Origin of the sequence: Micromonospora avicenniae (assembly GCF_900156065.1) — a bacterium.
Lineage (GTDB): Bacteria > Actinomycetota > Actinomycetes > Mycobacteriales > Micromonosporaceae > Micromonospora > Micromonospora avicenniae.
Genome location: NZ_FTNF01000008.1, coordinates 41,880 through 68,700, shown reverse-complemented (window position 1 = coordinate 68,700; position 26,821 = coordinate 41,880). Strand labels below are relative to the sequence as shown.

General features: G+C 69.9%; 24 protein-coding genes. 12 read left to right on the top strand and 12 right to left on the bottom strand.

Annotation, left to right across the window (positions count from 1 at the left end):
- Positions 1–68: 68 nt before the first annotated feature.
- Entirely contained in the window at positions 69–2,075 is a 2,007-nt protein-coding gene (locus BXA10_RS14680; protein WP_076470910.1) for an NPCBM/NEW2 domain-containing protein, read from the bottom strand.
- 439 nt (positions 2,076–2,514) lie between these two features.
- Positions 2,515–3,108 (bottom strand): TetR/AcrR family transcriptional regulator, encoded by a 594-nt coding sequence (locus BXA10_RS14675; RefSeq protein WP_245828251.1) that lies wholly within the window; start codon positions 3,106–3,108, stop codon positions 2,515–2,517.
- Positions 3,109–3,384: 276 nt separating this feature from the next.
- On the opposite strand from BXA10_RS14675, the gene BXA10_RS14670 reads away from it, so the two are divergent.
- Positions 3,385–3,942 (top strand): hypothetical protein, encoded by a 558-nt coding sequence (locus tag BXA10_RS14670; protein ID WP_076470908.1) that lies wholly within the window; start codon positions 3,385–3,387, stop codon positions 3,940–3,942.
- A 354-nt stretch (positions 3,943–4,296) separates the two neighbouring features.
- Here BXA10_RS14670 and BXA10_RS14665 read toward each other — a convergent pair whose 3' ends face one another.
- The 3 genes from BXA10_RS14665 to BXA10_RS14655 all read right to left on the bottom strand — a co-directional run bounded on the left by BXA10_RS14665 (position 4,297) and on the right by BXA10_RS14655 (position 7,398).
- Positions 4,297–4,596: an EthD domain-containing protein gene (locus BXA10_RS14665; protein ID WP_076470907.1), complete on the bottom strand. Its 300-nt coding sequence runs from the start codon at positions 4,594–4,596 to the stop codon at positions 4,297–4,299.
- Between the two features lie 47 nt (positions 4,597–4,643).
- Positions 4,644–5,423, bottom strand: coding sequence for a glucose 1-dehydrogenase (locus tag BXA10_RS14660; protein ID WP_076471032.1), 780 nt, complete (start codon positions 5,421–5,423; stop codon positions 4,644–4,646).
- Between the two features lie 157 nt (positions 5,424–5,580).
- Positions 5,581–7,398, bottom strand: coding sequence for a glycoside hydrolase family 15 protein (locus BXA10_RS14655; RefSeq protein WP_076470906.1), 1,818 nt, complete (start codon positions 7,396–7,398; stop codon positions 5,581–5,583).
- 194 nt (positions 7,399–7,592) lie between these two features.
- On the opposite strand from BXA10_RS14655, the gene BXA10_RS14650 reads away from it, so the two are divergent.
- The 4 genes from BXA10_RS14650 to BXA10_RS14635 all read left to right on the top strand — a co-directional run bounded on the left by BXA10_RS14650 (position 7,593) and on the right by BXA10_RS14635 (position 11,419).
- Positions 7,593–8,171: a TetR/AcrR family transcriptional regulator gene (locus BXA10_RS14650; protein ID WP_076470905.1), complete on the top strand. Its 579-nt coding sequence runs from the start codon at positions 7,593–7,595 to the stop codon at positions 8,169–8,171.
- On the top strand, positions 8,171–9,310 hold the full coding sequence (locus tag BXA10_RS14645; RefSeq protein WP_076470904.1) for a GDSL-type esterase/lipase family protein: 1,140 nt from the start codon (positions 8,171–8,173) through the stop codon (positions 9,308–9,310). The genes BXA10_RS14650 and BXA10_RS14645 overlap by 1 nt, the downstream gene beginning before the upstream one ends.
- Positions 9,311–9,497: 187 nt before the next feature.
- Positions 9,498–10,208 (top strand): DNA alkylation repair protein, encoded by a 711-nt coding sequence (locus BXA10_RS14640; protein WP_076470903.1) that lies wholly within the window; start codon positions 9,498–9,500, stop codon positions 10,206–10,208.
- A gap of 260 nt (positions 10,209–10,468) precedes the next feature.
- The gene (locus BXA10_RS14635) at positions 10,469–11,419 is read left to right on the top strand and encodes an NADP-dependent oxidoreductase (protein WP_217696773.1); all 951 of its coding nucleotides are present in this window, start codon (positions 10,469–10,471) and stop codon (positions 11,417–11,419) included.
- A gap of 136 nt (positions 11,420–11,555) precedes the next feature.
- Here the strand turns inward: BXA10_RS14635 and BXA10_RS14630 are convergent, their stop codons facing one another.
- Positions 11,556–12,275, bottom strand: coding sequence for a TetR/AcrR family transcriptional regulator (locus BXA10_RS14630; protein WP_175649214.1), 720 nt, complete (start codon positions 12,273–12,275; stop codon positions 11,556–11,558).
- 30 nt (positions 12,276–12,305) lie between these two features.
- On the opposite strand from BXA10_RS14630, the gene BXA10_RS14625 reads away from it, so the two are divergent.
- Positions 12,306–13,430 carry an FAD-dependent oxidoreductase gene (locus tag BXA10_RS14625; protein WP_076470902.1) on the top strand — a complete coding sequence of 375 codons (1,125 nt, stop codon included), beginning with the start codon at positions 12,306–12,308 and terminating at the stop codon, positions 13,428–13,430.
- Positions 13,431–13,443: 13 nt separating this feature from the next.
- On the opposite strand, the gene BXA10_RS14620 is transcribed toward BXA10_RS14625, so the two are convergent.
- The 3 genes from BXA10_RS14620 to BXA10_RS14610 all read right to left on the bottom strand — a co-directional run bounded on the left by BXA10_RS14620 (position 13,444) and on the right by BXA10_RS14610 (position 16,013).
- The gene (locus BXA10_RS14620) at positions 13,444–14,589 is read right to left on the bottom strand and encodes an RNA polymerase sigma factor (protein ID WP_076470901.1); all 1,146 of its coding nucleotides are present in this window, start codon (positions 14,587–14,589) and stop codon (positions 13,444–13,446) included.
- Between the two features lie 7 nt (positions 14,590–14,596).
- Positions 14,597–15,004, bottom strand: a complete 408-nt coding sequence (locus BXA10_RS14615) for a YciI family protein (RefSeq protein WP_076470900.1) — start codon at positions 15,002–15,004, stop codon at positions 14,597–14,599.
- Between the two features lie 244 nt (positions 15,005–15,248).
- Entirely contained in the window at positions 15,249–16,013 is a 765-nt protein-coding gene (locus BXA10_RS14610) for a hypothetical protein (RefSeq protein ID WP_139338002.1), read from the bottom strand.
- Positions 16,014–16,283: 270 nt separating this feature from the next.
- On the opposite strand from BXA10_RS14610, the gene BXA10_RS14605 reads away from it, so the two are divergent.
- Positions 16,284–17,471, top strand: a complete 1,188-nt coding sequence (locus BXA10_RS14605) for a low temperature requirement protein A (protein ID WP_076470898.1) — start codon at positions 16,284–16,286, stop codon at positions 17,469–17,471.
- Between the two features lie 212 nt (positions 17,472–17,683).
- Positions 17,684–18,565, top strand: coding sequence for an NAD(P)-dependent oxidoreductase (locus BXA10_RS14600; RefSeq protein WP_076470897.1), 882 nt, complete (start codon positions 17,684–17,686; stop codon positions 18,563–18,565).
- A gap of 61 nt (positions 18,566–18,626) precedes the next feature.
- Here the strand turns inward: BXA10_RS14600 and BXA10_RS14595 are convergent, their stop codons facing one another.
- On the bottom strand, positions 18,627–19,553 hold the full coding sequence (locus BXA10_RS14595) for an oxidoreductase (protein WP_076470896.1): 927 nt from the start codon (positions 19,551–19,553) through the stop codon (positions 18,627–18,629).
- A gap of 80 nt (positions 19,554–19,633) precedes the next feature.
- Here BXA10_RS14595 and BXA10_RS14590 point away from each other — a divergent pair, with 80 nt between their 5' ends.
- The gene (locus BXA10_RS14590; protein ID WP_076470895.1) at positions 19,634–20,299 is read left to right on the top strand and encodes an acyl-CoA-like ligand-binding transcription factor; all 666 of its coding nucleotides are present in this window, start codon (positions 19,634–19,636) and stop codon (positions 20,297–20,299) included.
- Here the strand turns inward: BXA10_RS14590 and BXA10_RS14585 are convergent.
- Positions 20,296–21,078, bottom strand: a complete 783-nt coding sequence (locus BXA10_RS14585) for a TetR/AcrR family transcriptional regulator (protein ID WP_076471029.1) — start codon at positions 21,076–21,078, stop codon at positions 20,296–20,298. The genes BXA10_RS14590 and BXA10_RS14585 overlap by 4 nt on opposite strands.
- Before the next feature lie 692 nt (positions 21,079–21,770).
- Between BXA10_RS14585 and BXA10_RS14580 the strand changes: the two genes are divergently transcribed.
- The 3 genes from BXA10_RS14580 (at position 21,771) to BXA10_RS14570 (ending at position 25,006) form a co-directional block, all read left to right on the top strand.
- On the top strand, positions 21,771–23,741 hold the full coding sequence (locus tag BXA10_RS14580; RefSeq protein WP_076470894.1) for an ABC transporter ATP-binding protein: 1,971 nt from the start codon (positions 21,771–21,773) through the stop codon (positions 23,739–23,741).
- 169 nt (positions 23,742–23,910) lie between these two features.
- Entirely contained in the window at positions 23,911–24,399 is a 489-nt protein-coding gene (locus BXA10_RS14575) for a nitroreductase/quinone reductase family protein (protein WP_076470893.1), read from the top strand.
- Positions 24,400–24,517: 118 nt separating this feature from the next.
- Positions 24,518–25,006, top strand: coding sequence for a VOC family protein (locus BXA10_RS14570; RefSeq protein ID WP_076470892.1), 489 nt, complete (start codon positions 24,518–24,520; stop codon positions 25,004–25,006).
- A 231-nt stretch (positions 25,007–25,237) separates the two neighbouring features.
- Here BXA10_RS14570 and BXA10_RS14565 read toward each other — a convergent pair whose 3' ends face one another.
- A complete protein-coding gene (locus BXA10_RS14565) occupies positions 25,238–26,812 on the bottom strand; it encodes an FAD-dependent oxidoreductase (protein ID WP_076470891.1) in 1,575 nt (524 codons plus the stop codon).
- Between the last annotated feature and the right edge of the window lie 9 nt (positions 26,813–26,821).

Here is a 26,821-nt window from a genome sequence, read left to right as displayed (position 1 = left end):
GCCGACACCGACGGCAAGCCGCGGATGCGGGGCCTGCCGCCGGTATCGGCGAACGGAGGGGAAGCGGCTCAGGCGCAGGTGATCACCGGGGTCGCCCAGTCCGCGTGGTCGTAGTTCTGCCCGTCGACCGGGTCCGTACGCAGCTCGACGACATCCACACCGTCGACCGCGACGTCGAGCGGGACACCGGCGCCCGCCCCGGTGGCCTCGGCGGTGGCGAGACCGACCCCGTCACCCCAGACCTCGAACCGGACCCGGCCCTGGTTGCCGACCTCGTCGTCGATCCCGACCGTCACGGTGAACCGGCTGCACCGCGAGTCGAGGAAGTACCCGATCCGGCTCGGCGCGTGGCTGCCGAGGCCCTTCTCGTGGACGGTGCCGGCGATCGTCAACGGCCTACCGTCCCCGGCCGCCGTCTCGCCGTTGCTCCGGTCCCGCTCGACCGGACCCCAACCGTTCTCCGCGTACAGCCAGGGCAGGTCGGACAGGTACGACGTACCGGCCGGCGCCGGGGACGCCACGGTGAACCGGCCCGCCGCGGTGCCGGCGAACACCCGGTCGCGCCAGATCCAGCTCGCGCTCGCCGTCAGGTCCACCGGACCGAGATCGGGACCGTCCGCGGTCAGCCGCCAGGTCGCCGTGCCGGTCCGGCCGGGAGCGATCGAGCCGAGCTGCGTCGGTCCGGTGGCCGTCGCGGTCCAGTCCACCGGAGCGGTGAGCGCCAGCCGCGCCCTCGTCACGGCGGTCGTACCGTCGTTGTGGACCGTCACCGTGACCGTGTTCGCCTCGCTGCCCCCGACGTACGGCTGGGCCGGCGTCACGTCGACGGCGACCATCGGCGGCAGCCCGGCGGTGCCGCCGGCGCTGACCCGGAGCATGACCGCGCCGTGGCCGGGGACCTGGGCGCGCACCCGTCCCCCGGAGGCCGCTGTGGTGTCGGTCCACAGGTCCCGCACCCGGTATCCGGTGGCGGCTCGTGGCAGCCCGAGTTCGGTCGCCGTGGTGCCGATGGTGGCCGGCGCCGACGCCCGGTTGAGCAGGACGACGGCGACCGAACCGTCGGACATCCTCTTGGTCCAGACCTCGCTGTCGCCGTCGTCGCGCAGCTTCGCGCCCTGCCGCCCGCTCCAGTCCTGGTTGACCGCGAGCACGTCCGGATCGGTGAGCTGGTTGCGCGCCCACGCCGGCATCGAGCGCACGTCGTTGCCCGCGATGAGCGGCGCGTTCAGCAGCGCCCACAGGCTCATGTGGGCACGGCTCTCGCCCTGCGTCAGACCGGGATTGCCGACCTCGAGCATGTCCGGGTCGTTCCAGGCGCTCGGGCCCGAGTACGCCTCCAGCCCGACCTGCTGGTCGAGGAGCGACATCACGCTTGACCAGGAGTCGGTGATGTCGCCGGTGGTGCGCCACAGGTCGCCGCCGACCGAGTCGCCCCACAGCCACGGATCGTTCTCGCCCCATTCGCAGATGCTGTAGACGATCGGCCGGCCGGTCTTCGCCAGCGCGTCACCCATCGCCTTGTAGCGCTCCTGCGCGGGGACGCCCTGGTTGTTGCAGTTGTCGTACTTGAGGTAGTCGACACCCCAGTCGGCGAACGTCTGCGCGTCGAGGTCCTCGTGGCCGAGGCTGCCCGGCATGGTCCGCGCGCAGGTCTCGGTGCCGGCACTGGTGTAGATGCCGAGCTTCAGGCCCTTGGCGTGCACGTAGTCGGCCAGCGCCTTGATGCCGCTCGGGAAGCGCTCGTGGTGGGCGACGTAGGTGCCGGTGACGGGGTCCCGCTCCTTCTCGGCCCAGCAGTCGTCGATGTTGACGTACTCGTAGCCGGCAGCCGCCATTCCGGAGGCGACGATCGCGTCCGCCGTGTCGCGGATCAGCTTCTCGTTGATGTCGCAGCCGAACGTGTTCCAGCTGTTCCAGCCGAGGGGCGGCGTCTGCGCCAGCTCCGACCCGGTCGGTGCGGAGGCCGTCCGCGACGGCGGCACTCCAGGCGGTGGCGCTCCCTGCGACGGCGGAGCGGCGGCCGCCGGGACGGCTAGGGCGAGGGCGAGGGCGAGGGCGGTGACGACTGTCCGCATGGCGGCTCCATAAGGGCGGCGGGTGCGAGTCGGATCCATCCGCGACCATAGATGCCCCTGAGTGAATGAGTCAAGAAGTGTGCGATCGTGTTGAAAAGGAGGGGCCGTGCTCACCGCTGCCCGGGTCGAGCCGGTCGAAGGGCACCAGCGTTGCCGTTGTATTGGTCTGCTCATCCTCTGCGTGTACCGCCACAGTGCACCCAGGCCATGCCATGAAGCCGCCCCCGCCGCCGATGCCATTGGCTTTGGTCAGTCGCACACTGACGCCGCCATCCTCCACGTAGGCCGACACCGTCCACCTACCGAGTGGGAATAACGCCGCGACCGCGCCGAGGAGGCCAACGGCGTCGCGTAGGTGCGCGTACACCTGGAAGCTGCAGCCGACGCCCAGGCAGCGCCTTTCCTCACCCTCGGCCGGTCAGGCGTTCTGGTACGCGACTCAGGATGACTGGCGCGCGGCGTGGGTTCGGATGAGCCCCTCGACGCCGCGCAGGAAGGTCTCGGAGATCAGCACCGGGTCGAAGAGACAACCGGCCGCCATGGCGCCGTCGCGGAGCATGACGAAGTGCCGCGCCGCCGGCTCGGCCTCGCTCTCCTGGATGTCCGCCAGCAGGGCGTTGATCGTCTCGAGGAACCACTGCCGATGAGCGAGGACGGCCTGGTGCACGGCGTTGTCGGGGTCGGGATACTCCGCGACGGCGTTCAGGAAGGCGCAGCCGCGAAAGCCGGCGGACTGGATGTCGCGGGCGATCGACTCCGCAATGGCCTGGAGGGCGTCCGCCGCCGGCCGGCCGGCGGCGGACGCCGTTTCCACGTGGTCGCGGATGGCTTGATCGGCCGCCTGCAGATAAGCGACGACGAGATCCTCTTTGCCGGGGAAGTGACGGTAGAAGGTGGCCCTGGTCACTTTCGCCTCGGCGATGATCCGGTCGACGCCGACCGAGTGGATGCCCTCCGCGTAGAAGATCCTGGTCGCCGTGGCGAGGAGTCGCTCTCGCGCCTCGGACGGCCGGGCCCCGGTCTCGCTACGCATCATGCCTCCCACATTAGCGAACAGAACGTTCGGTCAGGGCCTTCGGACGACCGCCGATCCGCACCCCGCCGGCCACGATCACGCCCGATGCACCAGCCCCCTCCAGCTGCACAGCGGCAGCGCAGCAGCAGGTGGGTAGAACGTTCGGTCTTGACAGGGCGGTGCGCGGTCGCTACGTTCGATTATTAGACAGAACGTTCGTTCTACAGGGTGGTATTCCGGCCGCAGCCCGTGCTGGTGGCGGTCCCCCTCAGGAACCACACCGAAAGGATGACCATGACCACCGTTGCCACACCCGGCATCTCGACGACGGCCTCCGCCCTGCGGCGGCTGTACTTCGTCCGCTTCGCGTTCGCCATCGTCTGGGCCGGCCTGGCGTTTGCGGTCGCCAAAGACCTCAACCCTCTCGCCGTCACGCTCTTCGTGATCTACCCGCTCTTCGACGTCGCCGCCGCCATCGTCGACGCCCGCGCATCGCGAGCCACCGGGTCACCAGCCCTGTTGTACGCGAACATCGCCGTGAGCCTGCTCGCCGCGATCGGCCTGGCCGTCGCCGGCACCTCCGGCATCCCGGCGATGCTGCAGGTGTGGGGTGCCTGGGCGATCGTGGCCGGGCTGATTCAGCTGGTCGTGGGTGCCACCCGTCGCAAGATGGGCGGCCAGTGGCCGATGATCATCAGTGGTGGCATCTCCGTGCTCGCCGGTGGGTCGTTCCTCGCGGCCGCCTCCGCGGAGAGCCCGGCGCTGACCAACGCGATCGGCTACGCCATCCCCGGCGCCATCTTCTTCCTCATCTCGGCCATCCGCCTCGGCCGGGCCGCGAAGGCGAACTGACATGGGAGACACCACCTGTGACGTGGTCGTGAGCGGTGCGGGACCGGTCGGGGAGAACGTCGCCGACCGGGTCGTCGACGACGACGGGACGCTGATCGGCGACGGTTGGCTGTAGGCGGCTGGTGACGTCGACCGGCGGGTGCTGCTGACCCATCAGGGCAGGTATCAGGGGCGCGCTGTCGGTGACGTGGTCATGGCGCGGGCGAAGGGCAGTGCGGGAAGGTCGACGACGGCCGGTGGGGCCGGCACTGGGCTTGCGCACTGCGGGGCCAATCCGTCGAGAGCGTCGGCGGGCACGGTGGGTGGGCTCGATTCGGCGCTTCGGGCCTGTCGATCCGAGGCGTCGACACGGCACTACTCGATGTCCGAGAAGAGCCCCGTGATGGTCACGTCCGCCTGCGTGAGCCCGCCGAAGACGGCACCGGCGACGGGCGTGGCGACCGCGGCGGAGGCATCCTCATAGCTGTCGAAGTACAGGTCGAGGATCCGGTACGCGGGGGTGGCCGTGCCGTCCTCCTTCGGCCACACCTTGGCCGATTCGACCCGTCGCAGCTTCGGGAACGTGTCCACGGCCTTCCGCACGTCCGCGTAGACCCTCTCGAACTCGTCGGGGTTCTCGGGGTTGCCGATGATCAACGTGATTTTGGTGGGCATGGGTGCGGCCTTTCGTATGCGTTGTGGGCGATGGCGAGGGCACTCGCCTACGCGCCCTGCCCCTGGTTCTGCATCAGGCCGCCATCCATGAAGTACGTCGACCCGGTGACGTAGTCGGCGTCGTCGCTGGCCAGGAAGACGGCGAGCTTGGCGATCTCCTCCGGCTGCGCGGCCCGCTTCCAGGGGATGGACTGCACCTGCTCCTCCAGGAACTTCGGGTCGTCGATCGCCCGTTGGTTGAACGGGGTGAGCACCATGCCGGGCCCGATGTTGTTGACGTTCATACGCATCGGGGCGACTTCCAAGGCGATACTCTTCGCCAGTTCCAGCATGCCGCCCTTGCTCGCGTCGTAGTCGGAGCCGCCGGCCCGGGCCACCTCCTGATGAATGGAGGTGATGTTGATGATCTTCCCGTGTCCGCCCTGGTCGCGACGATGCTGGATGAACCGCCGGCAGCAGAAGAACATCCCGTACAGGTTGGTGCGGATGGCCCGGTCCCAGGTCGCGGTGTCCAGGTCGGCGACCGGGATGCCGGAGGCGTCCACGCCGGCGTCGTTGATCAGAATGTCCAGCCGGTCGAACTCCGCAAGGGCCTCGTCGAACATCGCCTCCACCTGGTGCTCGACGCTGATGTCGCCCTGCACCACGACAGCCCGCCGGCCGGTCTTCTCGATCTCGGCCTTCGTGTGGTTCGCGCCCGCGTGGTCGTGCAGGTAGTGCACCACCACGTCGGCGCCCTCCCGGCCGAACTCGATCGCCGTGGCCTGTCCGATGCCCGAGTCGGAGCCGGTGATCAGTGCGGTCCTGCCCGCCAGTCGTCCGGCCATCAGCACGCTCCCCTCCGTAGCTGCCGCATCGCGCCGGGCGTACCCGCTCGCCGTACCTCTAACCGAGCGGGATCGGCCAGGTCTACCGGGCATTGCGGCGGTGTGGCGGCCAGTGTCCCCGCACCGCGACGCGCGGCTTGCCCGACCGGGGGCCAGATCACCGCCCGGGTGGCGCGACAGGTCCGGTTGACGGTTCCGTGCCGGACTCGGACTGGCCGATGGCCCAGGCGGCGTTGATGAGGCCGATGTGGGACAGCGCCTGGGGAAAGTTTCCGATCAGGCTGCCGTCGCGGCGATCGATCTCCTCGGACAGCAGGCCGAGGTCGTTTGCGCGGGCGGTGACACTCTCGAAGATCTGCTTCGCCGCGTCGAGCTGCCCGGCCATCGCCAGCGCCTGAGCCAGCCAGTACGAGCAGATGATGAAGGCGCCCTCCTCCCCCGCCCCGGTCCAGCGCTGCACGAGGTCGCCGCGCCCCAGTTCCCGTCTGATGGCGTCAACGGTGGAGACGATCCGGTCGTCGTCGCCAGGGAGGAACCCGATGATCGGCATGACGAGCGCCCCGGCGTCGAGATGCTCGGATCCGAACGCGCCGGTGAACGCCCCGCGCGCGGTGCTCCAGCCGTCGGCGAGAATCGCCTCGCGGCACTGCTTCATGGCGTACGACCACCGCGGGACCTGCGCCTCGGCGTTCAGGGCCGGTGCGAGCTTGACGGCCCGGTCCAGGGCCACCCAGCAGAGCAGCTTCGACGTCAGGTAGTGCCGCTCGCCCTCGCGTCCCTCCCAGGTGCTGGCGTCGGGCTCCCGCCACGTCGCGGCGGCCTGGTCGGCCAGTGAGCGCAGCAGGCCCACGGCGGCCGGCGAAGGGTCCGCGAGTTCGTGCCGCAGGACCCAGGTGCACTCCAGGATCTCACCGAGGACGTCGAGTTGCTTCTGCTGCCAGGCGTTGTTGCCGACGCGTACCGGTCGGCTGCCCTGGTAGCCCTCGAGGTGTTCCAGGGTGTGTTCGGTGAGGTCCCGCTCGCCACCCACGCCGAACATGATCGGCACGTGGTCGCCCTCGTTCAATGATCCGATGGAGGCGGCCATCCAGTCGAAGAAGCGGTGCGCCTCGTCGGGACAGGCGGCGACCCACAGCGCCCTGAGGGTGGCGCTGCCGTCGCGCAGCCACCCGAACCGGTAGTCCCAGTTCGCCGCGCCGCCGACCTTCTCCGGCAGCGAGGTGGTGGCTGCCGCGACCACTGCACCGGTCGGTTGGTAGGTCAACGCCTGAAGCACCAGGGCGCTGCGCCGGACCTGTTCCCGGTAGGGCCCCCGGTAGTCGTGGTGGATGCGGTCCCAGGACTGCCAGGCGACGACGGTGTCCCGCAGTGCGGCGCGCCCGTCGAGCGGCACGATCGGCGGGTCGGCGGCCCGGCGGTGGTGCAGGGCGAACACGGCGCTGTCCCCCGCCTCGAGGGTGAACCGCCCGGTCACCAGCGAACCGTCGACGGCGAGATCTCGATCAGCGGTCAGGATCAGGCGGTCGGCGGCTCCGGATATCTCGATCCCCACCGGCGTTCCGGCGACCGTGGGATTCACCAATCCGTACTCCGGCCGGGCCGCGACCTCGACCGCGACGTCCACCGCGCCGTCGACGACCTCGACCTGCCGTAACAGGACGTGCGGAGAGGTGTAGCCGATCCGGTGGCCACGTTCCCCGGCACCGAGGCTGAGGGCGTCGGTCAACCACAGCACGCCGCTGTCGGTGTGGAACTCCGTGCGCAGCACCATCGTGCCGTCGAGATAGTGACGGGAGGTCGTGTACCGCCCGAGCGGTCGTATCGACCAGAATCCGCCGGTAGCGCCGAGCAGACGCGCGAAGACGCTCGGCGCGTCGAAACGCGGCGGGCACCACCAGTCCACGGACCCGTCCGAGGAGACCAACGCCGCGCCGTGACTGTCGCCGAGAAGCGCGTAGTCACTGATCACAGCCACGCCCGGCTCGTACCCGCAGTGGCGCTCGCTAAGCCCGGGGTTGCCCGCCGGCGGCCGACTCGGGCCGCAGATGCCCAGCAGCCATCGCCCGTTGACGGCAGAACGCGTACCCCAGGGTCGGTTGCGCGGGCATGGCGATCATCCACCTAAACGAATGCGTATAGGTTATTTCCTACTAGGTGTAGGATGGGGGCATGGCACGAGCGAACCTGACCTCAGCGGTCGTCATCGCGGCGGCGGCGGAACTGGCGGACCGAGAAGGGTTCGACGCGATCACCCTGTCTGCGCTGGCCCGCCGCTTCGGGGTGCAGACCGCGAGTCTCTACTCGCATGTCCGCGACCGGTCCTCGCTGCTCGACGGCGTGCACGAGCTGGCACTCGGCGAACTCGCCGACCGGGTCGCGATAGCCATCGGCGGCCGCTCAGGCCGAGACGCGCTCATCGCTCTCGCCGACGCGCACCGTGACTACGCCCGCCAGTTCCCTGGCCGCTGGGCCGCTCTGCAACGCCCGGCCGCGTCATCGACCGTCGACTCGGAAGCGGCCGGTCACCTTGTCGCGCTGACTCTGGCGATGCTCCGCGGCTACCAGTTGCCCGAGGCCGAGCTCGTGCATGCCACCCGGCTGCTCGGCGCCACCATCAACGGTTTCCTGGCGCTCGAGGCGAGCGGCAGCCTCAGTCACCGCGAGCCCGCGACTGACGTCTCGTGGCGTCGCGCGCTGGATGCGCTCGACACCGTTTTCCGCTCCTGGCCGACCGATAGGCAATCCTGATGCAGATCCTCCCCGAGTTCGTCCGCGGCGTCGCCGAGGTCGAGGTCACCCCACGCGGCATCCGGCCGCACCGGCTACCCGCCTGGGTACGCGAGCAGTTCCCGGACGGTCAGCTGCTCTCGATGGAGAGCCAGCCGTCCGGCGTACGCATCGTGTTCCAGACGACGGCGAGCGCGTTCGACCTGGTGACCCACCCGACCTGGATGGCCTACACCGGCGCCGAGCGACCACGTGGGCGCATCGACGTCTACGCCGACGGGGAGTTGATCGTCCGCGACGTGCTCGACGGCGGCGATCGGGTCGAGGTCGACCTCGTCAGTGGCCAGACCGCGCTGCACGTCGGTGAGGCGCACACGACCACGGTCTCCGGCCTGGCCGCCGGCCGTCACCGGGTCGAGGTCTGGCTGCCGCACAACGAGACCATCGAGCTGATCGAGCTGCGGGCCGACGCCCCGATCGAGCCGGACGACGCCAGGCTGCCCCTGTGGGTACATCACGGCAGCTCGATCAGTCACGGCTCGAACGCGCTGGCCCCCAGCGAGATCTGGCCGGCCGTCGCCGCCCGCCATGCCGGCGTCGAGCTGCGCAACCTCGGCCTGGGCGGCAGCGCCCTGGTCGATCCGTTCCTGGCCCGTGTGATCCGCGACGCTCCGGCCGACTACATCAGCGTCAAGCTCGGCATCAACGTCGTGAACCTCGACGCGATGCGGCTCCGGGCCTTCGTCCCCGCCGTCCACGGCTTCCTCGACACGATCCGCGACGGCCACCCGGAGGTCCCGCTGCTGCTGATCTCGCCCCTGTTCTGCGGCGTCCACGAGGACACTCCCGGCCCGGGCGCGATCGACCCCGCCTCGATCGGCACCGACCAGGTGCGTTTCGTCGCGACCGGAACACCCGGGGACGTCAACCTGGGACACCTGACACTCCAGGTCATCCGGCGCGAGCTGCGTTCGCTGACCGACCGTCGCGCCTCCGACAAGAACCTGCACTACCTCGACGGCACCTTCCTGTACGGCCCGGCCGACGCCGTCGAACTTCCGCTGCCCGACGGCCTGCACCCGAGCGCCGAAGCCCACCAGCGCATCGGTACCCGATTCGCCGCGTACGCCTTCACCGGCGCCGGCCCCTTCGCCCGCTGATCCCGGCCCACCGCCGGCCCGACCAGCACTTCAGTCGTGGTCTGTCGATTCGGTGTCTTCGCTGGTGGCCGTGAGTTCCGAGCCCTCGGGTCGATTGAGCGGTGAGAACCGCCGCGTAGGCCACTTCGGCGCTTCTCGGCAGGCGCGGCACGTCAGGCAGTCGGTGGTCGCGGTAGGTTGCACAATCATGGCCACGACCGCCGATGTCCGTCGCGAACTCGCCGGCCTCGCCGACCCGGAACGGGCGAGAGGGTTGAGCCGGTTCCTGCAGATGGTTCCCGGCGGGTACGGCGAGGGCGACAGGGCCATCGGTGTCTCCGTGCCCGAGCAGCGCAGGGTGGCTGCCCGGTACTGGCGCGAACTTTCCCTCACCGAGACGGCGAAGCTGCTGACCAGTGGCGTGCACGAGGAGCGGCTGACGGCGCTGTTCATCCTGGTGCGCAAGTTCGCCAAAGGCGACGAGGAGCAACGGAGCAAGGTCTTCGGCACCGTTCTCGCCAACACCGGGCACATCAACAATTGGGACCTGGTGGACTCGTCCGCGCCGTACATCGTCGGTCCCTGGCTGATCGACAAGGACCGGAGCGTCCTGGATCGGTTGGCCGGCTCAAGCCTGGTGTGGGACCGGCGCATCGCCATCATGGCGACTTTCGCCTTCATCAAAGCCGGCGACTTCCATTGGACCTTCCGACTGAGCGAGAAGCTCCTATGCGATCCGCACGACCTCGTCCACAAGGCGGTGGGCTGGATGCTGCGCGAGGTGGGCAACCGTGACAGGGCGGCGGAGGAGGAGTTCCTGGCCCAGCGGTATCGGGCCATGCCCCGAGTCACGTTGCGCTATGCGATCGAGAAGTTCGAACCGCAGCGACGTAGGGACTATCTGTCTGGCACGGTTTAACTGTTCGGCTCATGCCCGGGCAGCGGCAGCCGGCGCGACGCCGGCGCAAGGAGGTGCCGACCTGTTGCGCTGCCGGCCTTCCCGGTGACACGGCCCGTACCCTGCTCCATCGCGTTTTCCGCACCCGGATGGGCGGCGGATCGCGGAAATCCGGCAGGATGCCGTTTAACACCGAGAGAATGCGGGAGTCAGCCGGGGCAGCCCTGCTCGGCGGTGTCACGCGGGCTGATCTGGCTGCACCGGGAAGGAGACGTCGTCGGATGAGCACGATGCGCGCCGTGAGAGCCCACTCCAGAGGCGGCCCGGAACAGCTCATGTACGAGCAGGCGCCGCGACCCGAGCCGGGGCCCGGTGAGGTGCTGGTGGCGGTGAAGGCGGCTTCCATCACCCCTGGCGAGCTCACCTGGGGGGCGACCTGGACGCACAACCCGGACGGCTCAGGCCCGGAACGCACCCCGATCATCCCGTCGCACGAGTCCTCCGGAGTCGTCGCGGCGTGCGGTGCGGGGGTGGAGAGCCCTGCCGAGGGGGAGGCTGTCTACGGGTTGATTCCCTTCACCCGTGACGGCGCGGCCGCCGAGTACGTCACCTTGCCTGCGGCCGTCGTGGCGGCCAAACCCACCACCGTTGACCACGACCACACCGCGGCGCTCCCACTGGCCGCGCTGACCGCCTGGCAGGCGCTGGTGGACCACGCCGACCTGCAGGCCGGCCAGCAGGTGCTGGTGCAGGGCGGTGCCGGCGGGGTGGGGAACTTCGTGGTGCAGATCGCGGCCGGTCTCGGTGCGCGGGTAAGCGCCACAGCGTCGGCGGCCGACCTTGATTTCGTCAAGGGCTTGGGCGCCGAACAGGTCATCGACTATGCGCATGACCGCTTCGAGGATCAAGTCCGCGATGTGGATGTCGTCGTCGATCTTGTGGGTGGGTCGACGCTGTCGCGATCCTGGTCGGTCCTGAAGCCGGGCGGCATCCTGGTCGGCATCGCTGCGCCTCCCGACCAGCAGGAGGCGGCCCAGCACGGTGCCCGCGGGGTGTTCTTCGTCGTCGAGCCTGAGCAGAAGGCGTTGCGTTCCATCGCCGAGCTCGTCGACAGCGGCCGGTTGAAGCCGGTGGTGGACCGCGTGCTGCCCCTCGCGGAGACCCGCGCAGGTTACGAGGCACTCGAAACGGCCAAGCGCCGCGGCAAGATCGTCATTCACGTCGCCGACTGAGCGTTCGCGGCCCCACCGCCGGGACAACTCGCGCTCCTCCGCGACTAAGCGACCAACCCGCCCCTGCGCGTAACGATCTGGCGCTGAGGCCTCCCCGCCGGGGCAGGGCTCGCCGCCCGATGTTCCGGCACGACGTTCAGGTGCGGCCGGTGATCCCATCCAGGATGGCGGTCAGGTTGTGCTGAAAGGTCTCCTCGGCGTCGAGGTGGGCGCCGTCGATGACGAGCCGGGCGACGATGGGATAGCGACCCGTCTCGAGCATGCGTGTCAGGTAGGGCCCGAGGGCGGTCTGCCAAGCGGTCACGTCGGTGCCGGTTGAACGGGCGGTGCGGCGCTCGGTGATCTCCCTGCGGAGCGCTCCGACGATGAAGGCGTTGAGGGCCCCCACAACCCGCTGGAGATCGTCGATGCTGCGCACGCCAGGGGCCTCGTTGAGCGCCGCCGCGGTGGATTCGCCCACGGCGAGAGCGTGCGGCCCCAGGTGCGGCCTTCCGCCGAGCAGGTCGACGAACCACTCGTGCTCAAGAGCGGCATCGCGGGTCCGGTGAACGATGTCCAGCACCGTGGCGCGCCACTCGGAGTGCCGGCCGGCCTCGGCAATCTGGGCATAGACGGCATCGACCATCAGATCGAGCAGCTCGGACCTGTTGAGCACGTAGTCGTAGAGCCGCATCGGACCAACACCGAGTTCTTTGGCGAGCTTGCGTATCGATAGCCCGTCGAGGCCGCGTACATCGGCGAGCCGGATCGCCGCGGTGGCGATCTTGGCGCGGCTCAGCGGCACCGGCGCCGCCCGCGGTTGAGGCTCGGGCCGTTCCCAGACGGGCAGCGGTGCGATACCGTACGGCGTATCCATAAGATACAGCGTACGGTAACGAGGTTGAGGATGCGAATCGCGATCGTCGGTGGTGGCCTCGGTGGCCTGACGCTGGCCCGAATCCTGCACCGGAACGGCATCGACGCGGTGGTGTACGAACGCGAGGCGAGCCGATCCGCCCGATCACAGGGCGGATCGCTCGACCTGCACCCGGAGTCCGGGCAGAAGGCCCTGGCCGAGGCGGGCCTCGCCGGCCGGTTCCGGGCCGAAGCACGCCCCGAAGGCGAGGAACATCGCATCCTCGACCCGGCCGGACGCACCCTCGTGCACCACAGGCCACGACCCGGCTCCTTCTCCGGACGCCCAGAGATCGATCGGAGCGCACTGCGTGATCTTCTGCTCGATTCGCTCCCCCGCGACGCGGTGGCCTGGCAGCACCGGCTCGTGGCGGCGACGCCAAGACCCCACGCAGGCTTCAAGCTGACGTTCGACGGCAGCCGCAGCGCCGACTGCGACGTCCTCATCGGCGCGGACGGCGCACGCTCGGTCGTCCGGCCGCTGCTGACCGACGCGGCACTGTCCTCCGTGGCCACCTTGGTGGAGCTGACCATCAGCGACGCCGACCGGCGCCACCCCGATCTCGCCGAACTGGTCGGCCCCGGGAACCTCTGGTGTGTCGGCGTGAACCAGATCCTGGCAGCGCAACGGCTCGGCGACGGCAGCATCCGCGTCGGGATCTCCCTACCCCCGGACGATCGGCACCCGGGCGCCTACCGCAGCAAGCGCGCTCTGCTGGACATGTTCGACGGCTGGGCCCCCAACCTCACCGCGCTCATCGAAGCCGCCGACGGCCCGCCAATCCCACGCAGGATCGAGGCGATGCCCACCGGTTCGCGCTGGGCCCACCAGCCGGGCATCACCCTCATCGGTGACGCCGCGCACCTCATGCCGCCGGTCGGCGAGGGCGCCAACCAGGCCATGCTCGACGCCGCCGAACTCGCCGCCGAACTCGTCAGCAACCCCACCGATCCCGACTCGGCGATCCGGAGGTACGAGGAGGCGATGTTCAGCAGAACTCACCCGATCGCCGAAATGTCCGCACGCGTCCAGGCGATGATGCTGTCCCCCACCGCGGCCGACGACATCGTCCGCTTCTTCACGCCGCGACCCACCGAGCCGGCACCCGCGGACTGACGACGCGCGACCGTCAGCGATCCCGACGAGCGTTGAGCCGAGCGGCCTGGCGCGTCAGGTGGTCGCGCTCCGCGAGGTTGGGGGCCCTGCGAGCCGCTTCGGCGTACAGCCGTGCCGCCGTCGTCAGGTCACCGTCGCGCTCGTGGAGGTACGCCGTCACCGCGGCATGGCGGGGCAGTGCGTCGTCCAGCGCCGCGAGCGCCGCCAGCCCGGCGCGCGGTCCGTCCGCCTCACCGACGGCCACCGCACGGTTGAGCCGGACGACCGGGCTGTCCGTCAGGCGTGCGAGCTCGTCGTACCACTCGACGATCTGCACCCAGTCGGTCTCCTCGGCGGTGGGCGCGTCGGCGTGCAGTGCCGCGATGGCGGCCTGGGCCTGGAACTCGCCCAACCGATCGCGGGCGAGAGCCGCCTGCAGGATCTCGACGCCCTCGGCGATCGCGGTCGTGTCCCATCGACTGCGGTCCTGCTCGGCGAGCGGCACCAGGCTGCCGTCGGGCGCGGTCCGGGTGGCGCGTCGGGCGTGGTGGAGCAGCATGAGGGCGAGCAACCCCGCCACCTCTGGGTGGTCGATCGCGGCCGCGAGCTGCCGGGTGAGCCGGATGGCCTCGGCGGCCAGGTCGACGTCGCCGGAGTAGCCCTCGTTGAAGACCAGGTAGAGCACCCGCAGCACGGTGGCGACGTCGCCGGGCTGGTCGAACCGCACGCCGGAGACGGTGCGCTTGGCCCGGCTGATGCGCTGTGCCATGGTCGCTTCGGGCACCAGGTAGGCCTGGGCGATCTGGCGGGTGGTCAGCCCGCCGACGGCGCGCAGCGTGAGCGCGACCGCCGACGACGGTGTCAGCGACGGGTGCGCGCACAGGAAGTAGAGCTGGAGTGTGTCGTCCACCGCGCGCGCGGGCCCGGGCGCCGGTTCCTCGTCGACGAGGTCCTCGCGGCGGCGGCGGGCGGCGTCCGCCCGTGCCGCGTCGAGGAACCGGCGCCAGGACACGGTGACCAACCAGCCCTTCGGGTCCTGCGGTGGGTCGGCCGGCCAGACGCGAACCGCCTCGACCAGAGCGTCCTGCACGGCGTCCTCGGCCGCCGCGAAGTCGGCTCCGCGGCGGACGAGGATCCCGAGCACCTTCGGCGTGAGGCTCCGAAGCAGTGCCTCGTTCATGTCGGGGTCACTCCGTGATGGTGGGCGGCTCGGTCAGGAACGGACGCAGCTCGAGCCACTCGTGGATCGGCTTCCCACCCGCACCGGGAGCGGCCGACAGCTCCCCGGCCAGTTCGACGGCGCGCTCGTAGCTGTCGACGTCGATCACCATCCAGCCGGCGATGAGGTCCTTGGTCTCGGCGAACGGGCCATCGGTGACCGGCGGGCGCCCCTCACCGTCGTACCGGACGAACGTCCCCTCCGGGGCGAGCGCCTGGGCGTCGACGAACTCGCCGGTTCCCTCGAGCCGAGCGGCGAAGTCGCGCATGTACTGCATGTGCGCCGAGATCTCCTCCGGCGTCCACTGGTCCATCCGCACGTCGTTGACCGCAGCCGGAGCGCCGCGGTAGTGCTTGAGCAGCAGGTACTTGGCCATCGTGGTTCTCCTCGGTGCTCGTGCGACCCGTTCTGGTCACGTTCACCCCGGGGACGGAGCCGGTCACGGATTCTCGACATCGCCGCCGGAACTTTTTCGACGCCCGTGGACGAGCCTGGGTGAGCTGTTCAAGCGTCGCACGCCGGCCATGGCTGGTCGGAGAGGGTCCACAGCCCCGATTGCCCGACGTCGGACGAGGAGTTCTCCACGGCTGAGCGGCAAGCCGCATCTGAGCCGACTGTTCTCAACCCCGCAGGCCAAGCTGACGGTACAGCGCGGCTGGCGCGGCCGTCGCTCCTTCAGGCCGGATGACCTCGACTGCTGTGCCGAAGGCGCTGTAGCGCAGGGACGCGTCCGGAATGCCGTTGGCTGCTGGCATCACGAAACTGACGAGCCGACCGTCCGCATCCAGCGTCGCGCGGAACGGGTGGCTGCCTGCGCTGTCAGGGAACGTCTCGCCGGGGCCCGGCTGGAAGTTGATGCCGTTGCCCGCCCGCATTCGGGTCACGTCGATCGTTCCGGTGACGTACGGGGCCGCTGCTCGTGCGGTGACGACTGCGTCGATGAGACGTGCCGAGCCGCCCGGGTCGTTCTTGCCCGGAGCAAAGCCGACGGCGAAGTCCGGCGGCACGCGGGTCGGGTCGAGGACCATCCACCGGTGGCCGACACCAGGAAGATCGGCTTCACTCTTCAGGTAGATCTCGTCGTCGATCAGCCGGATCTCGACAACCCGTCCGGCCGCCGAAATCGTGATGGTGGCACGCTTGCCGACGGTGTCGACGTGCGACAGGGTCGTGACCTGGCCGGCTATGTCGGTGTCGACGCGGAAGCTGGTCTGGTCGATGAACTCCGTGCCGGAGCGCAGGAGATCCATCGCCTCGGCCCTCGTGGCGGCGTCGGTGCTCTCAGGCGACCCGGAGGGCCGGCCGTCTCCTGCGCTCGTGCCGACCGAGCACGCCAGTAAGAGCAGCATTCCTGCGACAACCCCGCCGAGCCGCGCCCGCGTCATGGCCGCATGCTAGACGGCATTCGCAATCCGAGGCGGCACGCACCGCGGGCCTTCTCGGGACATGACTGTTGTCGGCCGCACGAACGCAGCCGCGGCCCAGAGGCAGTCCGCGGCGCCGCCGCTGAAGCTGGCGGGAGCTGCATTGACGACCGCCGCCCGGAGGATGCACCGGCAAGATCTGAGGGTTGACGTCTCGTACGGGTGAAAGCCACGCGATGTCCGTCGCAGCGTGATACCAAGTTCGGAAGAGACAAACCGGACGAGAGGGCTGTGACGCAGACACGGTGGGGGTGGATTCTGCGTAGCCAGGAAGGCCCCCGCCGAATCTCCTACCTGGAACTGCTCTTCGACCTCGGTCTCATCGTCGCGCTCACCCGGCTGTCCGACCGCCTGACCGGCGATCTCAGCTTGGACCATGCGGTGGAAACCATGGTCCTGCTCGCCGCCATCTGGTGGGTCTGGACGGTCACGGCGTACACCACCGACTGGTACGACCCCCGCCTGCCAGCGGTCCAACTGATCGTCCTCGTCGTGTTGTTCGGCGGATTGCTGATGTCACTGGCGATCAGCAGCGCCTTCGAGGGAGTCAGCGGGATCGCCTTCGCCGGGGCGTACGTGGGCCTGCACCTGTGTCGCGGGCTCGTCCTCATCGCGGCCCTGCGCGGTCACGCGCTGCGGACGCGGTCGCTGCGGGTGCTCATCTGGTTCTGCCTGACCGGCGTGCTGTGGGTGGTCGGCGCGTTCCTGCCCAGCCCGATCCGGCTGGCGATCTGGGCGACGGCGGTCCTGATCGACTACACGGTCAGCTTCTTCGGGTATCCGCTGCCTCGGCTGGGCCGTACGAGCAACGAGGAGATGCGGGTAGCGGGCGAGCACCTGTCGGAGCGCTACCGGCAGATGTTCATCGTCGCCCTGGGCGAGATCATCTTGGTAGGGGTACGGCGTTACGGAGACCCCCCGTTCGTCTCGCTGCGGACAGCGGCACTGATCCTCCTCTTCGTCATCACCGTGACCATGTGGCGGATCTACATCGTCTACGTCGCCGACCATCTCGCCACCGGAATCGACGAGGCCACCAGTCCCGGCCGTTTCGGCCTGGTCGTGGCGTACGCCCATCTGATCATGGTGTCCGGCGTGGTGCTGGTCGCCGCTGCTGGTGACATCGTCACCAGGAACCCCATCGGGGAACTGAACGCCATCCAGTTGGCGATCGTGGTCGCCGGCCCGACGGTGTTCCTCGCCGGCCGGACCTTGTACGCGCTGGCGGCGTTCCGGGCGATGCTGTGGCGAATGCCCATCGGTGTGCTCGTCCTGTCGCTGCCGGCGCCGATGATGAAAGGGCTGCCGCCACTCGCGGTCGCCGCCACCATAACCGCCGTGATGGCGGTGATCGCCTTCGTGCCGCACTACGGGCGGTCGGTGTACCGCACCCGCTGGCACATCCGCACCCGCTGGTGACTGTGGGCCTACCGAACACGGCCCAGCCGGATGACGCGTGACCGGACGCCCCGCGGTCGCACGATACGCGGCACCAACTTCCGCACGGCTGCGAGGAACGCCGCGACACCCTCACCGGGACGTCTGTCACCAACCGTGGAACCTCCCGAGCATGATCCGTAGAGTTACCGCAGCCACCCGGACCAGCGCGAGAGCCAGGAGCGTGACCAGGAATGAAGATCGGGTTCGTTGGGCTCGGAGCGATGGGCCAGGCGATGGTGGCCAACCTGCTCGCCGCCGGTCACCCCGTCCAGGTCTGGAACCGTTCGCCGGAGCCGGTGCGGGAGATGACCGAGCAGGGCGCCACCGCGGCCGCCGACCTGGCCGAGATCTTCACGTGTGACGTGGTGCTCAGCGCGCTCAGCGACGACGACGCGGTCACCAGACTCCTCCTCGACGAGGATCTGCTGGCCGGCGCCCCTGCCGGCGCCGTGCACGTGAACACGGCGACCATCAGCAGTGAACTCGCGGCCCGCGCTCATCAGCGCTACGCGGAGCTGGGCCTGCGCTACGTCGCCGCGCCGGTGCTGGGCAACAGTGAGGTGGCCCGCGCCGGAAACCTGACCGTGCTCGTGGCCGGCGAGGCCGAGGCGATCACGGTCGTCCAGCCCCTGATCGACGTGATCGGCCGCCGCACCTGGACGATCGGCGACGAACCCGCGCGGGCCAATCTGCTCAAGATCATGGTCAACTACCTGATCGCCTGCTCTATCGGGGCGATGGCCGAGGCGACCACCGTCACCGAGGCCGCCGATCTCGACCCGAAGCTGCTCATCGACATCGTCAGCGAGCATTTGTTCACGGGTGTGGTCTTCCCGAACTACGGCCGGTTGATCGGCGCCCGCGAGTATGAGCCGGTCGCGTTCAAGCTGGCGCTCGGGCACAAGGACGTGAACCTCGCGCTCGACAGCGGGCAGGCGCACGGGGTCCCGTTGCCGCTAGGTGGAGTGCTGCGCGACGCGTTCATCGACGCCATGGCGCACGGGCAGTCCGAGCAGCACTGGGTCGCTGTCACCGAGGCCGTACGACGTCGTGCCGGTCTCGCGCGGGAATGAGGCGCGGAGCCCGTAGCCGTCCGCCGCGCGATGGTCACCTTCTGACTCGAAGGCAGGTGGATCAGCGCGATGGCCGGAGCGCCTCGAACCGTACGCCGGTGGCCTGCTCGGACAGTTTCCAGAGGCGGCGACCGTTCTCCGGATCGGTCGCGGCGCGCGACAGTTTCCCCGGTACGGGGTAACCGCGTAGTTCGCCTGGCCCGCCGGGGACGACGAGTTGACCCGGGCGGGCCGAGGCGTCGGTGGCGGCGAACAGTTGGGGCAGGGCACCACGGTCGGCGGGCTGCGCCAACAGCGGGTTGCCCAGCCGGCCCAGCACCAGCCGCCAACCCTTGGTGGTGGCGCTGAACTGCAGGTTCGTGGCGGTGTAGCCAGGGTGGGCCAGGATGCTGCGAACGGGGCTGCCCGCGTCGCTGAACCGACGGTGCAGCTCCCAGCCGAAGATGGCGTTGGCCAGTTTGGACGAGTTGTAGGCGCCCATCGGCGAGTACCGCCGGGTGTCGTCGAAGGGCAGCCGGGCCCGTCGGTGGTTGACCGAGGTCACCGTGACCACACGCGGGTCACGGCCGGCTAGCAGCAGGTCGAACAGGAGGCCGGTGAGGGCGAAATGCCCGAGATGGTTCGTGGCCAACTGCAGCTCGTGGCCCTGCGGGCTGAGGGCGTACGGTGTGGCCATCGTCCCGGCGTTGTTGATCAGGACGTCCACCCGGCGGTGTGACGCGTGCATCCGGTCGGCGAACTCACGGACCGAGTCGAGATCGGCCAGGTCGATCCGGAGCACCTCCCAGCTCGTGCCGGGTGCCGCACCGAGCGAGGCGGCGGCTGCCCGACCTTTCGCCTCGTCGCGGACGGCCATCACCACGTGGGCGCCCCGTGCGACGAGCGCCCGGGTGGTGACCAGACCGAGTCCGCTACTGGCTCCGGTGACGACGAAGGTGCGTCCGCTCAGGTACGGGATCCGGTCCGCGGTCCAGCGATCAGCATTCATGCGTTCTACGGTGCTATCGATGGCACTCAGTGTCAAGTAGTGCGCGGAATGCCGAAATGGGCATGGCATAGCATCGGTGCATGGCAACGAGGTCGGACACCACGCTGGCCGAACGCAAACGGCAACTCGTCGCCGAGGAGCTGCGCAACGCGGCCCTGATGCTGCTGGCCACCCGCGGCTTCGACGCCGTCACGGTCGACGACATCGTCGCGATCGCGGGCATGTCACGGCGCACCTTCTTCCGCTACTTCGCCTCGAAGGAGGACGTCGTCGTCCGGTTCCTCGCCGACATGGGCGCGGACGTCGTCACCGAACTCGCCGCCCGGCCGAAGAACGAAGCACCATCGGTCGCGCTGCGTCATGCCATCTGGCGACCGCTCTCGGGCTGCGCCGACCAGCCCGACCACGCCGAGCGATCCCGGATCGTGGTCCGGCTCATCCTCGACACCCCCGCCCTGCACGCCCGCTGGCTGGAACGTCAGATCCAGTGGCGCAGCGGGCTGGCCGCCGAACTCGCCGCCCGCCACGACCTCGACCCGAGCACCGATCCGTACCCGCAGATGGCCGCGGGCATGGCCATGCTGGCCCTGGACGCGATACTCCAGCAGTGGCGGCCCGGCGACGACGAACATCGCCTGGCCGAGCTGACCGACCGCGCCTTCGCCGTGGTGGCGCCGGCGTTGGACGCCGGCGCCGACAAGCGCCGAGCGGTCGGCCGGGCGCCAGATCTCCTTCTCGCGCCCTAGCGGGCGGGTCCGGCCTCGGCCGAGCGCTCGGCGACGACCACCGAGATGCCGTCGAGCACCCGCCGGAGACCGAACTCGAAGGCGTATTCCGGCCCGTAGGCCGCACCGTGCGCCTGCCCGGCCGCCGTGCCGACCCGAGCGGCCGTCGGATAGCTACCCGCCTTCATGAACTTCTCCAGCCAGGGGGCGTGCAGCTGCCACCACTGGCCGTCTGTCATGCCGGTCTCGCGTTCGAGGTCGGAGACCTCCGAAGCGGCCCGCGCCGAGTTCTTGGCGTGCCCGAGGACCAGCGTGAGTACGGCGTCCATCTCCACGTCGTCGAGCCCGATGCCGGCCACCGCGTTCAGCTCGTAGTCGTACTTGGCGAGCATGTTGGGACCGAGCACGGGCCGGCTGGTCTCGGCGCGCAGCATCCAGGGGTGTGCGCGGTAGAGGGCCAGGTTGTCCCGCGCGATCCGCTCCAGCTTGCCCCGCCAGCCATCGGGTACGTCCGTCGGGCGTTCCATCTCCCCGTAGAGCGTGTCGATCATGACGTCGAGCAGTTCGGCCTTGCCGGGCACGTATGTGTAGACGGACATCGTTCCGACACCCAGCGCCTCGCCGACGCGGCGCATGGTGAGCGCGTCGATCCCCTCCGCGTCGGCGATCTCGATCGCCGCCCGGACGATCCGGTCCACACTGAGCCCGGGCCCGGCGCCGCGGCTGGTCGGCTCCCGGGTCCGCCACAGAATGGCCAGGCTGCGGGCGGGATCCACCTTGCTCTTGCGTTCCCTCGACATGGTGGCGTCATCGTACCGGCCGCCTACCGTATGACGTACGGCAATGGCAGGTCGGCCGCCGGGTGAGGGTCGGACAGAACCCGAACACCGCACGGATGTACGACCCCGACCCGGGGGACTCGCCGCCGTGGACGACTGGCGCCGGTACGGCGGGCGACCCGGTTCCTGACCGACGTGATCAGGCGCGGCGGCGACCGTGTCAGGGTGCACGGGGGACGTGGCCGACCAGCAGCAGTCCAGGACCACCGTCGGGGGTAACGGCAGCGTCATCAGGGCGGACGGTGAGGAGGGTCCATCCGGCAGCAACATCCGGTATTCGAAGCCGTTGCCGCTCGTGCCGTGCACGCCGATGGTGAGGATGTCGTACGAGTCGCGCTGGAGCGTTTCAACGAGCGCGGGCAGCGAACGGACCCGCACGAATCTCACCCGCCCGACGTCGTGCAGCTCCTGCAGCTTGGTCGATTCGGCCTGGGCGCCGGGCAGCTCGTCATCGAAGAAAGCCCCAACCGTACGGATGGCGATCAGCGCTCGCGCGAACCCGATGAGTTCCCGAGATCTGAAGGCCGCGAGGAAGTCCAACCCTGCTGGTGCCCCGACCAGAGACACTGGGTGCCCCCGAGCGCGTCACCGGACCGGCCCCCACCGAGGTACCGCCACCTCAGCGAGCTCAGCTCACCTTCTGGAGGTACTCCATGGCCACGACCAGCCATCCCAACCAGACACCAACGCCTCCTGAGCCCGCCGACCACGATTCGGTGCTTCCTGAATTGCGGGAGATGTGGTGGGAGACCGGCATGCGGGCCCGCGCCGGGGCCGGCCTGTTCGCCGTATTCACCGAGCTGCCCCGCCTGGTCTGGTCCGCCGTCGCGGTGAGCTGGCGCGCCGACCGGGTGCGGACGTCCGTGGTGGCGGCCACGACGGTGGGCGCGGGCGTGATGTCCGCGTTCGGGCTCCTCGCGGCCCAGCGCGTGCTGGTGGAGCTGTTCGCGGGCGGGCCCACCGCGGACAAGGTGATCGCCGCACTGCCGGCCCTGCTCGCGCTGGCGACGGTGACCGCGCTACGTGCCGGCATGGCGGCCGCGATGGGGTACGCGCAGAACGGCCTCACCCCGAAGGTGGACCGCGAGGTGGAGCGGGGTCTGTTCGAGGTGACCACGGCGGTGCGGTTGGAGGCGTTCGACGCCGACGCGTTCGCCGACGACATGGAGCGCGCCTCTCGCGGCGCGGAGTCCACCACCGCCTTGGTCCAGGCGTCGATGAATCTGCTCGCCGGCCTCAGCGGCGTCCTCGCGGTCGCCGTCGCCGTCATGGTGATCCACCCGTTGCTGCTGCTTGCCCTGCTCGTGGCCACCGTCCCGAACGGGTGGGCGTCGCTGCGCGCGGGGCACCTGCGATACCAGACCTACGCGGCCGGGTCGGTACGCCGGCGGCGGCTGTGGCTGCTGCACCGGCTGATGGCCGAACGCGTCTCGGCCCCCGAGCTACGCTCCTACCGCCTCCGCGGTTTCCTGCTGGACCAGTACGACCGGGTCATGGGCGTCGAGACCAACATTCAGCTCGCCCTGGCACGCCGGGTCACCACGACCACCACCATCGGCGCGATGGTCGGCGGGATCGCCACCGCTGTCGTCTACGTCCTGCTCGGCCTGCTGCTCATCGACGGGCAGATTCCCCTGGCCGCCGCCGCGACGTGCGTGATCGCCGTCCAGTCCGCGCAACGCTCCCTCGCGGTGGTCACCTTCCAGATCGATCGGGTCTACACCGAGGGGCAGCACTTCCGCGACTACACCGGTTTCATGACCCGCGCCGCCGACTACCTACCCGCGCAGACCGACCCGTCCACTGCAAAGCCGGCGCCGGGCCGGCTGCAGGAGATCGCGTTGGACGCGGTGAGCCTTCGCTACCCGGACCGCGACACCGCCGCCGTCGAGCAGGTCAGCCTGACCATCGCGGCGGGACAGACGGTGGCGTTCGTCGGGGAGAACGGCTCCGGCAAGTCAACCCTCGCCGCCATGATCGCCACCCTGCGTACCTCCACCGCCGGCACCATCCGCTACAACGGACGGCCGGCGGCGGACTGGGACATCGACGCGCTGCGGGACCGGATCGCGGTCGTCACGCAGGAGTACCACAAGTGGCCGTTCACCGCCGCCACGAACATCGCCATCGGCGACATCACCAGCACACCGTCTCGGGAGGGCATTCAGGGCGCCGCGGCCCGCGCCGCCGCACACGAGATGATCAACGAGCTGCCCCACGGGTACGAGACGCTGCTCGACCGCACCTTCGCCGGTGGCCAGGACCTCTCGGGCGGACAGTGGCAGCGCATCACCGCCGCCCGCGGGTTCCTCCGCGACGCCGACCTGCTCATCATGGACGAACCGTCCTCCGCCCTCGACCCTCGCGCCGAGGACGCGCTCTTTCAGGCCATCCGCGACCGGCAGGGACAGGCGACCACCATCCTCATCACCCACCGGCTCGCCAACGTCCGCCACGCCGACCGCATCTACGTCCTGCACCATGGCCACCTCGTCGAGGCCGGCACGCACGACGACCTCATGGCCCTCGGCGGGCGGTACGCCGAACTGTTCACCCTCCAGGCCTCCGGCTACGGCGCCGGCCCGTCCGCCGGGCCACTGCCCCGGCAGACCGCCACCGCCTGAGCGCGCGCCATGACACCGTCGGACCCGACGGAGCCCACCCCACCGGCCTCGATGATCGTGCGCGGCAACTCGGGCAGCGGGGTTGGCGGCCACTCGGCGTTGCGGGTCTGACCGAAGCTGCGATTGACGCCGTGTTTACGCCGTGGCCTGATAGCCGGAGGAGGTCGCCATGGCGGTCGAGGACGGCACGAAGGTACCGCGGCTTCCGCCGCGCTGGTTCATCCGTACGGCCTGGTCGGTCCACCGGGCCCTGTATCGAGTCTTCGGCGGCCGGATCGGGATCTGGCGGCCACGCGCGGACCGCTGGGGCACGTTGCGGCTGACCACCACGGGACGGCGGAGCGGACAGCAGCGCAGCGTCATCGTCGCGTACCTGGAGGACGGACCGAATCTGTTCACGCTGGCGATGAACGGGTGGGGTGCGGGTGAGCCCGCCTGGTGGCTCAACCTGCAGGCACATCCGGATGTGACGGTCGACCTGGTCGGCGGTCGACGGCTGGTACGCGGTCACGCGGCGACAGGCGACGAGCGGTCGCGGCTCTGGGCCCGCTGGCGCGAGATAGACCCGAACATCGACGCGTTCGCGACGCTGCGGTCGTCGGAGACCGCGGTGGTCGTCCTGGAACCCCGTCCCGGTGTCGGACCCGACGCCGGTTAGCTGACCAGTTGACGGCCAGTCATCGCCGCCGGGACCCCTCCCCTCACCCGCTACAGCAATTGAGCTGTCAGGTTGCGCGAGGGCGTCGTACGCGTGGTGATTAGGTACTGTCGCGGCCATGAGCGGTGAGGCGCCGGTGCGGGTGGCGCTGCGGGTCAGTGACGTGAGCGCGGCCACGACGCTGTATCGAAGCTTCGGCTTCGTTCCGGTGGGCACGGTGCCTGGCCGGGACGGTGATGTCGTGATGGCAATCCTGCGCAGGGGTCCGTTGCAGTTGCTGGTTGACGCACTGGTAGGCATTCCGTTCCCGGACAGTGTGCGGGAACGTCAGACGAAGCTCGGTCCACGCGGTCTCGGCGTGGTCATTGGACTGGAAGTTGAGGACGTCGAGGAGGCGGCGCGGCGTTGCCAGGCTGCAGGGTGCGTCATCGGTACCGGTCCGGTGGATGCGCCGTGGGGCGAACGGTACGTCGAGTTCGAAGACCCGTACGGCTACGCGTGGAAGCTCTTCCGGCTGACCGGCTCATCGGACGACGGCCTGCATGCCGTCCGCGATGCGTGGTTCGGGCAGCCGGGTTCGCCAATGGCCGTCGAGCACCATGAATGACGCCGTGCACCGCGGCCCTCCCCCAGCGGAATGGCCAGCTCACACAACTGATCCTCGCCGAGGTGGCACCGGCTGCCGGGGCGCGTGCCGGTCGACCACTGTCGAGGGTCGACCGGCCGACCGGCCGACCGCCGGGGCACGGGCTTCGGAAGCCCATGCCCAACGGCGGACGGCCGGACGCTCATTGTCGCCGGTGTCGTGCCGCGTTGGCCGCCGCGAGGCCGGAACCCGTCACCGGGTCTGCACGCGGATGTCGTCCGGCCAGTGCATCTGGACGCCCAGGTCGGCCAGGGTCGCCTGGAATTCGGCACACAGCTCGGGCTTCGACCGCACCGCGCGGGGCGGTACGCCTCGCTTGATGCTGAACGCGGCCAGCGCTCCGGCGGCCTCGCCGACGTTCCACTCGACCGGGTGCAACCGGTAGCAGCCGTTGGTGATGTGTGTGACGCCGAGGGACTTACCGGCTGCGACGAGGTTCTCCAGCCGGACCGGCACCAGGGCGCCGAGCGGCACCTGGAAGGGGTACGTCGCGATGTCGAGGTAGCCGCGTCCGGAGGTGCTCGGGTGCAGGTCGATGCGGTAACAGCCCACTCCGACGCTGTCGTCGAAGGTCTCCGCGCTGGTGGCTCCTGGTCGGGCTTCGACGCCGACGTGCTGCTCGAGGACGGTGAATTCGGCCCGGATGCGTCGCGCCTCCCGGATGTACGGGGCGGCGGCCAGACCGTCGGTCGTACCCAGCACGTCGCCGTTGGGACGCAGCATCGGATAGCCCGCCCCGCCGTCCGGGCGTGGCGCCTCGGTCTGCAGCCAGTGGACGAAGGAGAGGGTGAGCTGCCGGGCACGTTCGAGACCCGCGGCGCGTTCCGGTGCGGAGACACCGGTGATCGGGGTGAGCCAGTAGTCGATCTGCGGCCAGTTCACGAGGGTGATGTCGGGAACGGCCGGGTTCACGTGCTGTCCGTAGCGGATCCGGCGGAACGTCCAGAGGTCACGTTCACCGGGCGCGCCGAAGAGCGGCCGTCGCAGCGGCTTACCGGTCTCCGGCTCCTCGGTCACCCAGCCGAGTTGCGGGCCGGGCCAGTGCGCGGCGCGGTAGCTCTTCCAGAAGTCGTACTCCTTCGGCCGGTCGATCGTGTGGTCCTCGCCCGGACGGAGTTCGAGCGCGACGCACCAGGTGATGGCCTGCTGGTCGTGCGGGTCGGCCGGACCCGTCAGCGCGTGCAGTTCGCCGGTCTCCGCCGTGCTCTCCGCTCCGAGGACGTGCTCGCAGCCGGTGAGCGGCAGCAGGTCACCCTCTTCGGTGGCGTCGAGGACGTAGCGGGCGGTGATCCGCACTGTCGCGCCCTCGCGGGTGTCGGTGAAGGTGACGGCGTCGACCCGGTCGAAGGTGACCTCCGCCGAGGCCGGCTCGTGCCGGGTGAGCAGCCGCACCTGACCCATGCTCAGCCAGGGTTGCAGCATGTCGCGGAGGACTTCGTGCACGACCGTCGGCTCGGCGGCCAGGTTGCTGACCCAGGCCTCGCCGGGGTTGAGGTGTGCCGCGGCCAGTGCGGCCGGGGTCAGCGGGCGGTTGCGGCGGTATGCCTCGCGTACCGCGTCGCGCATCTGACGGTAGGTCGCGGTGACGCCGGTGTGTTCCACCCAGGGGTGCTCGTCCGGCGGAACCGCCTGGGCGGTGAGCTGCCCGCCGATCCAGTCGGTCGAGTCGGTCAGGATGACGGTCTGTCCCAGCCGTGCGGCTGACTGGGCGGCGGCCACGCCGCCACAGCCCGCGCCGACGACGAGGACGTCGCAGTCGAGTTCCATGTGAATCTT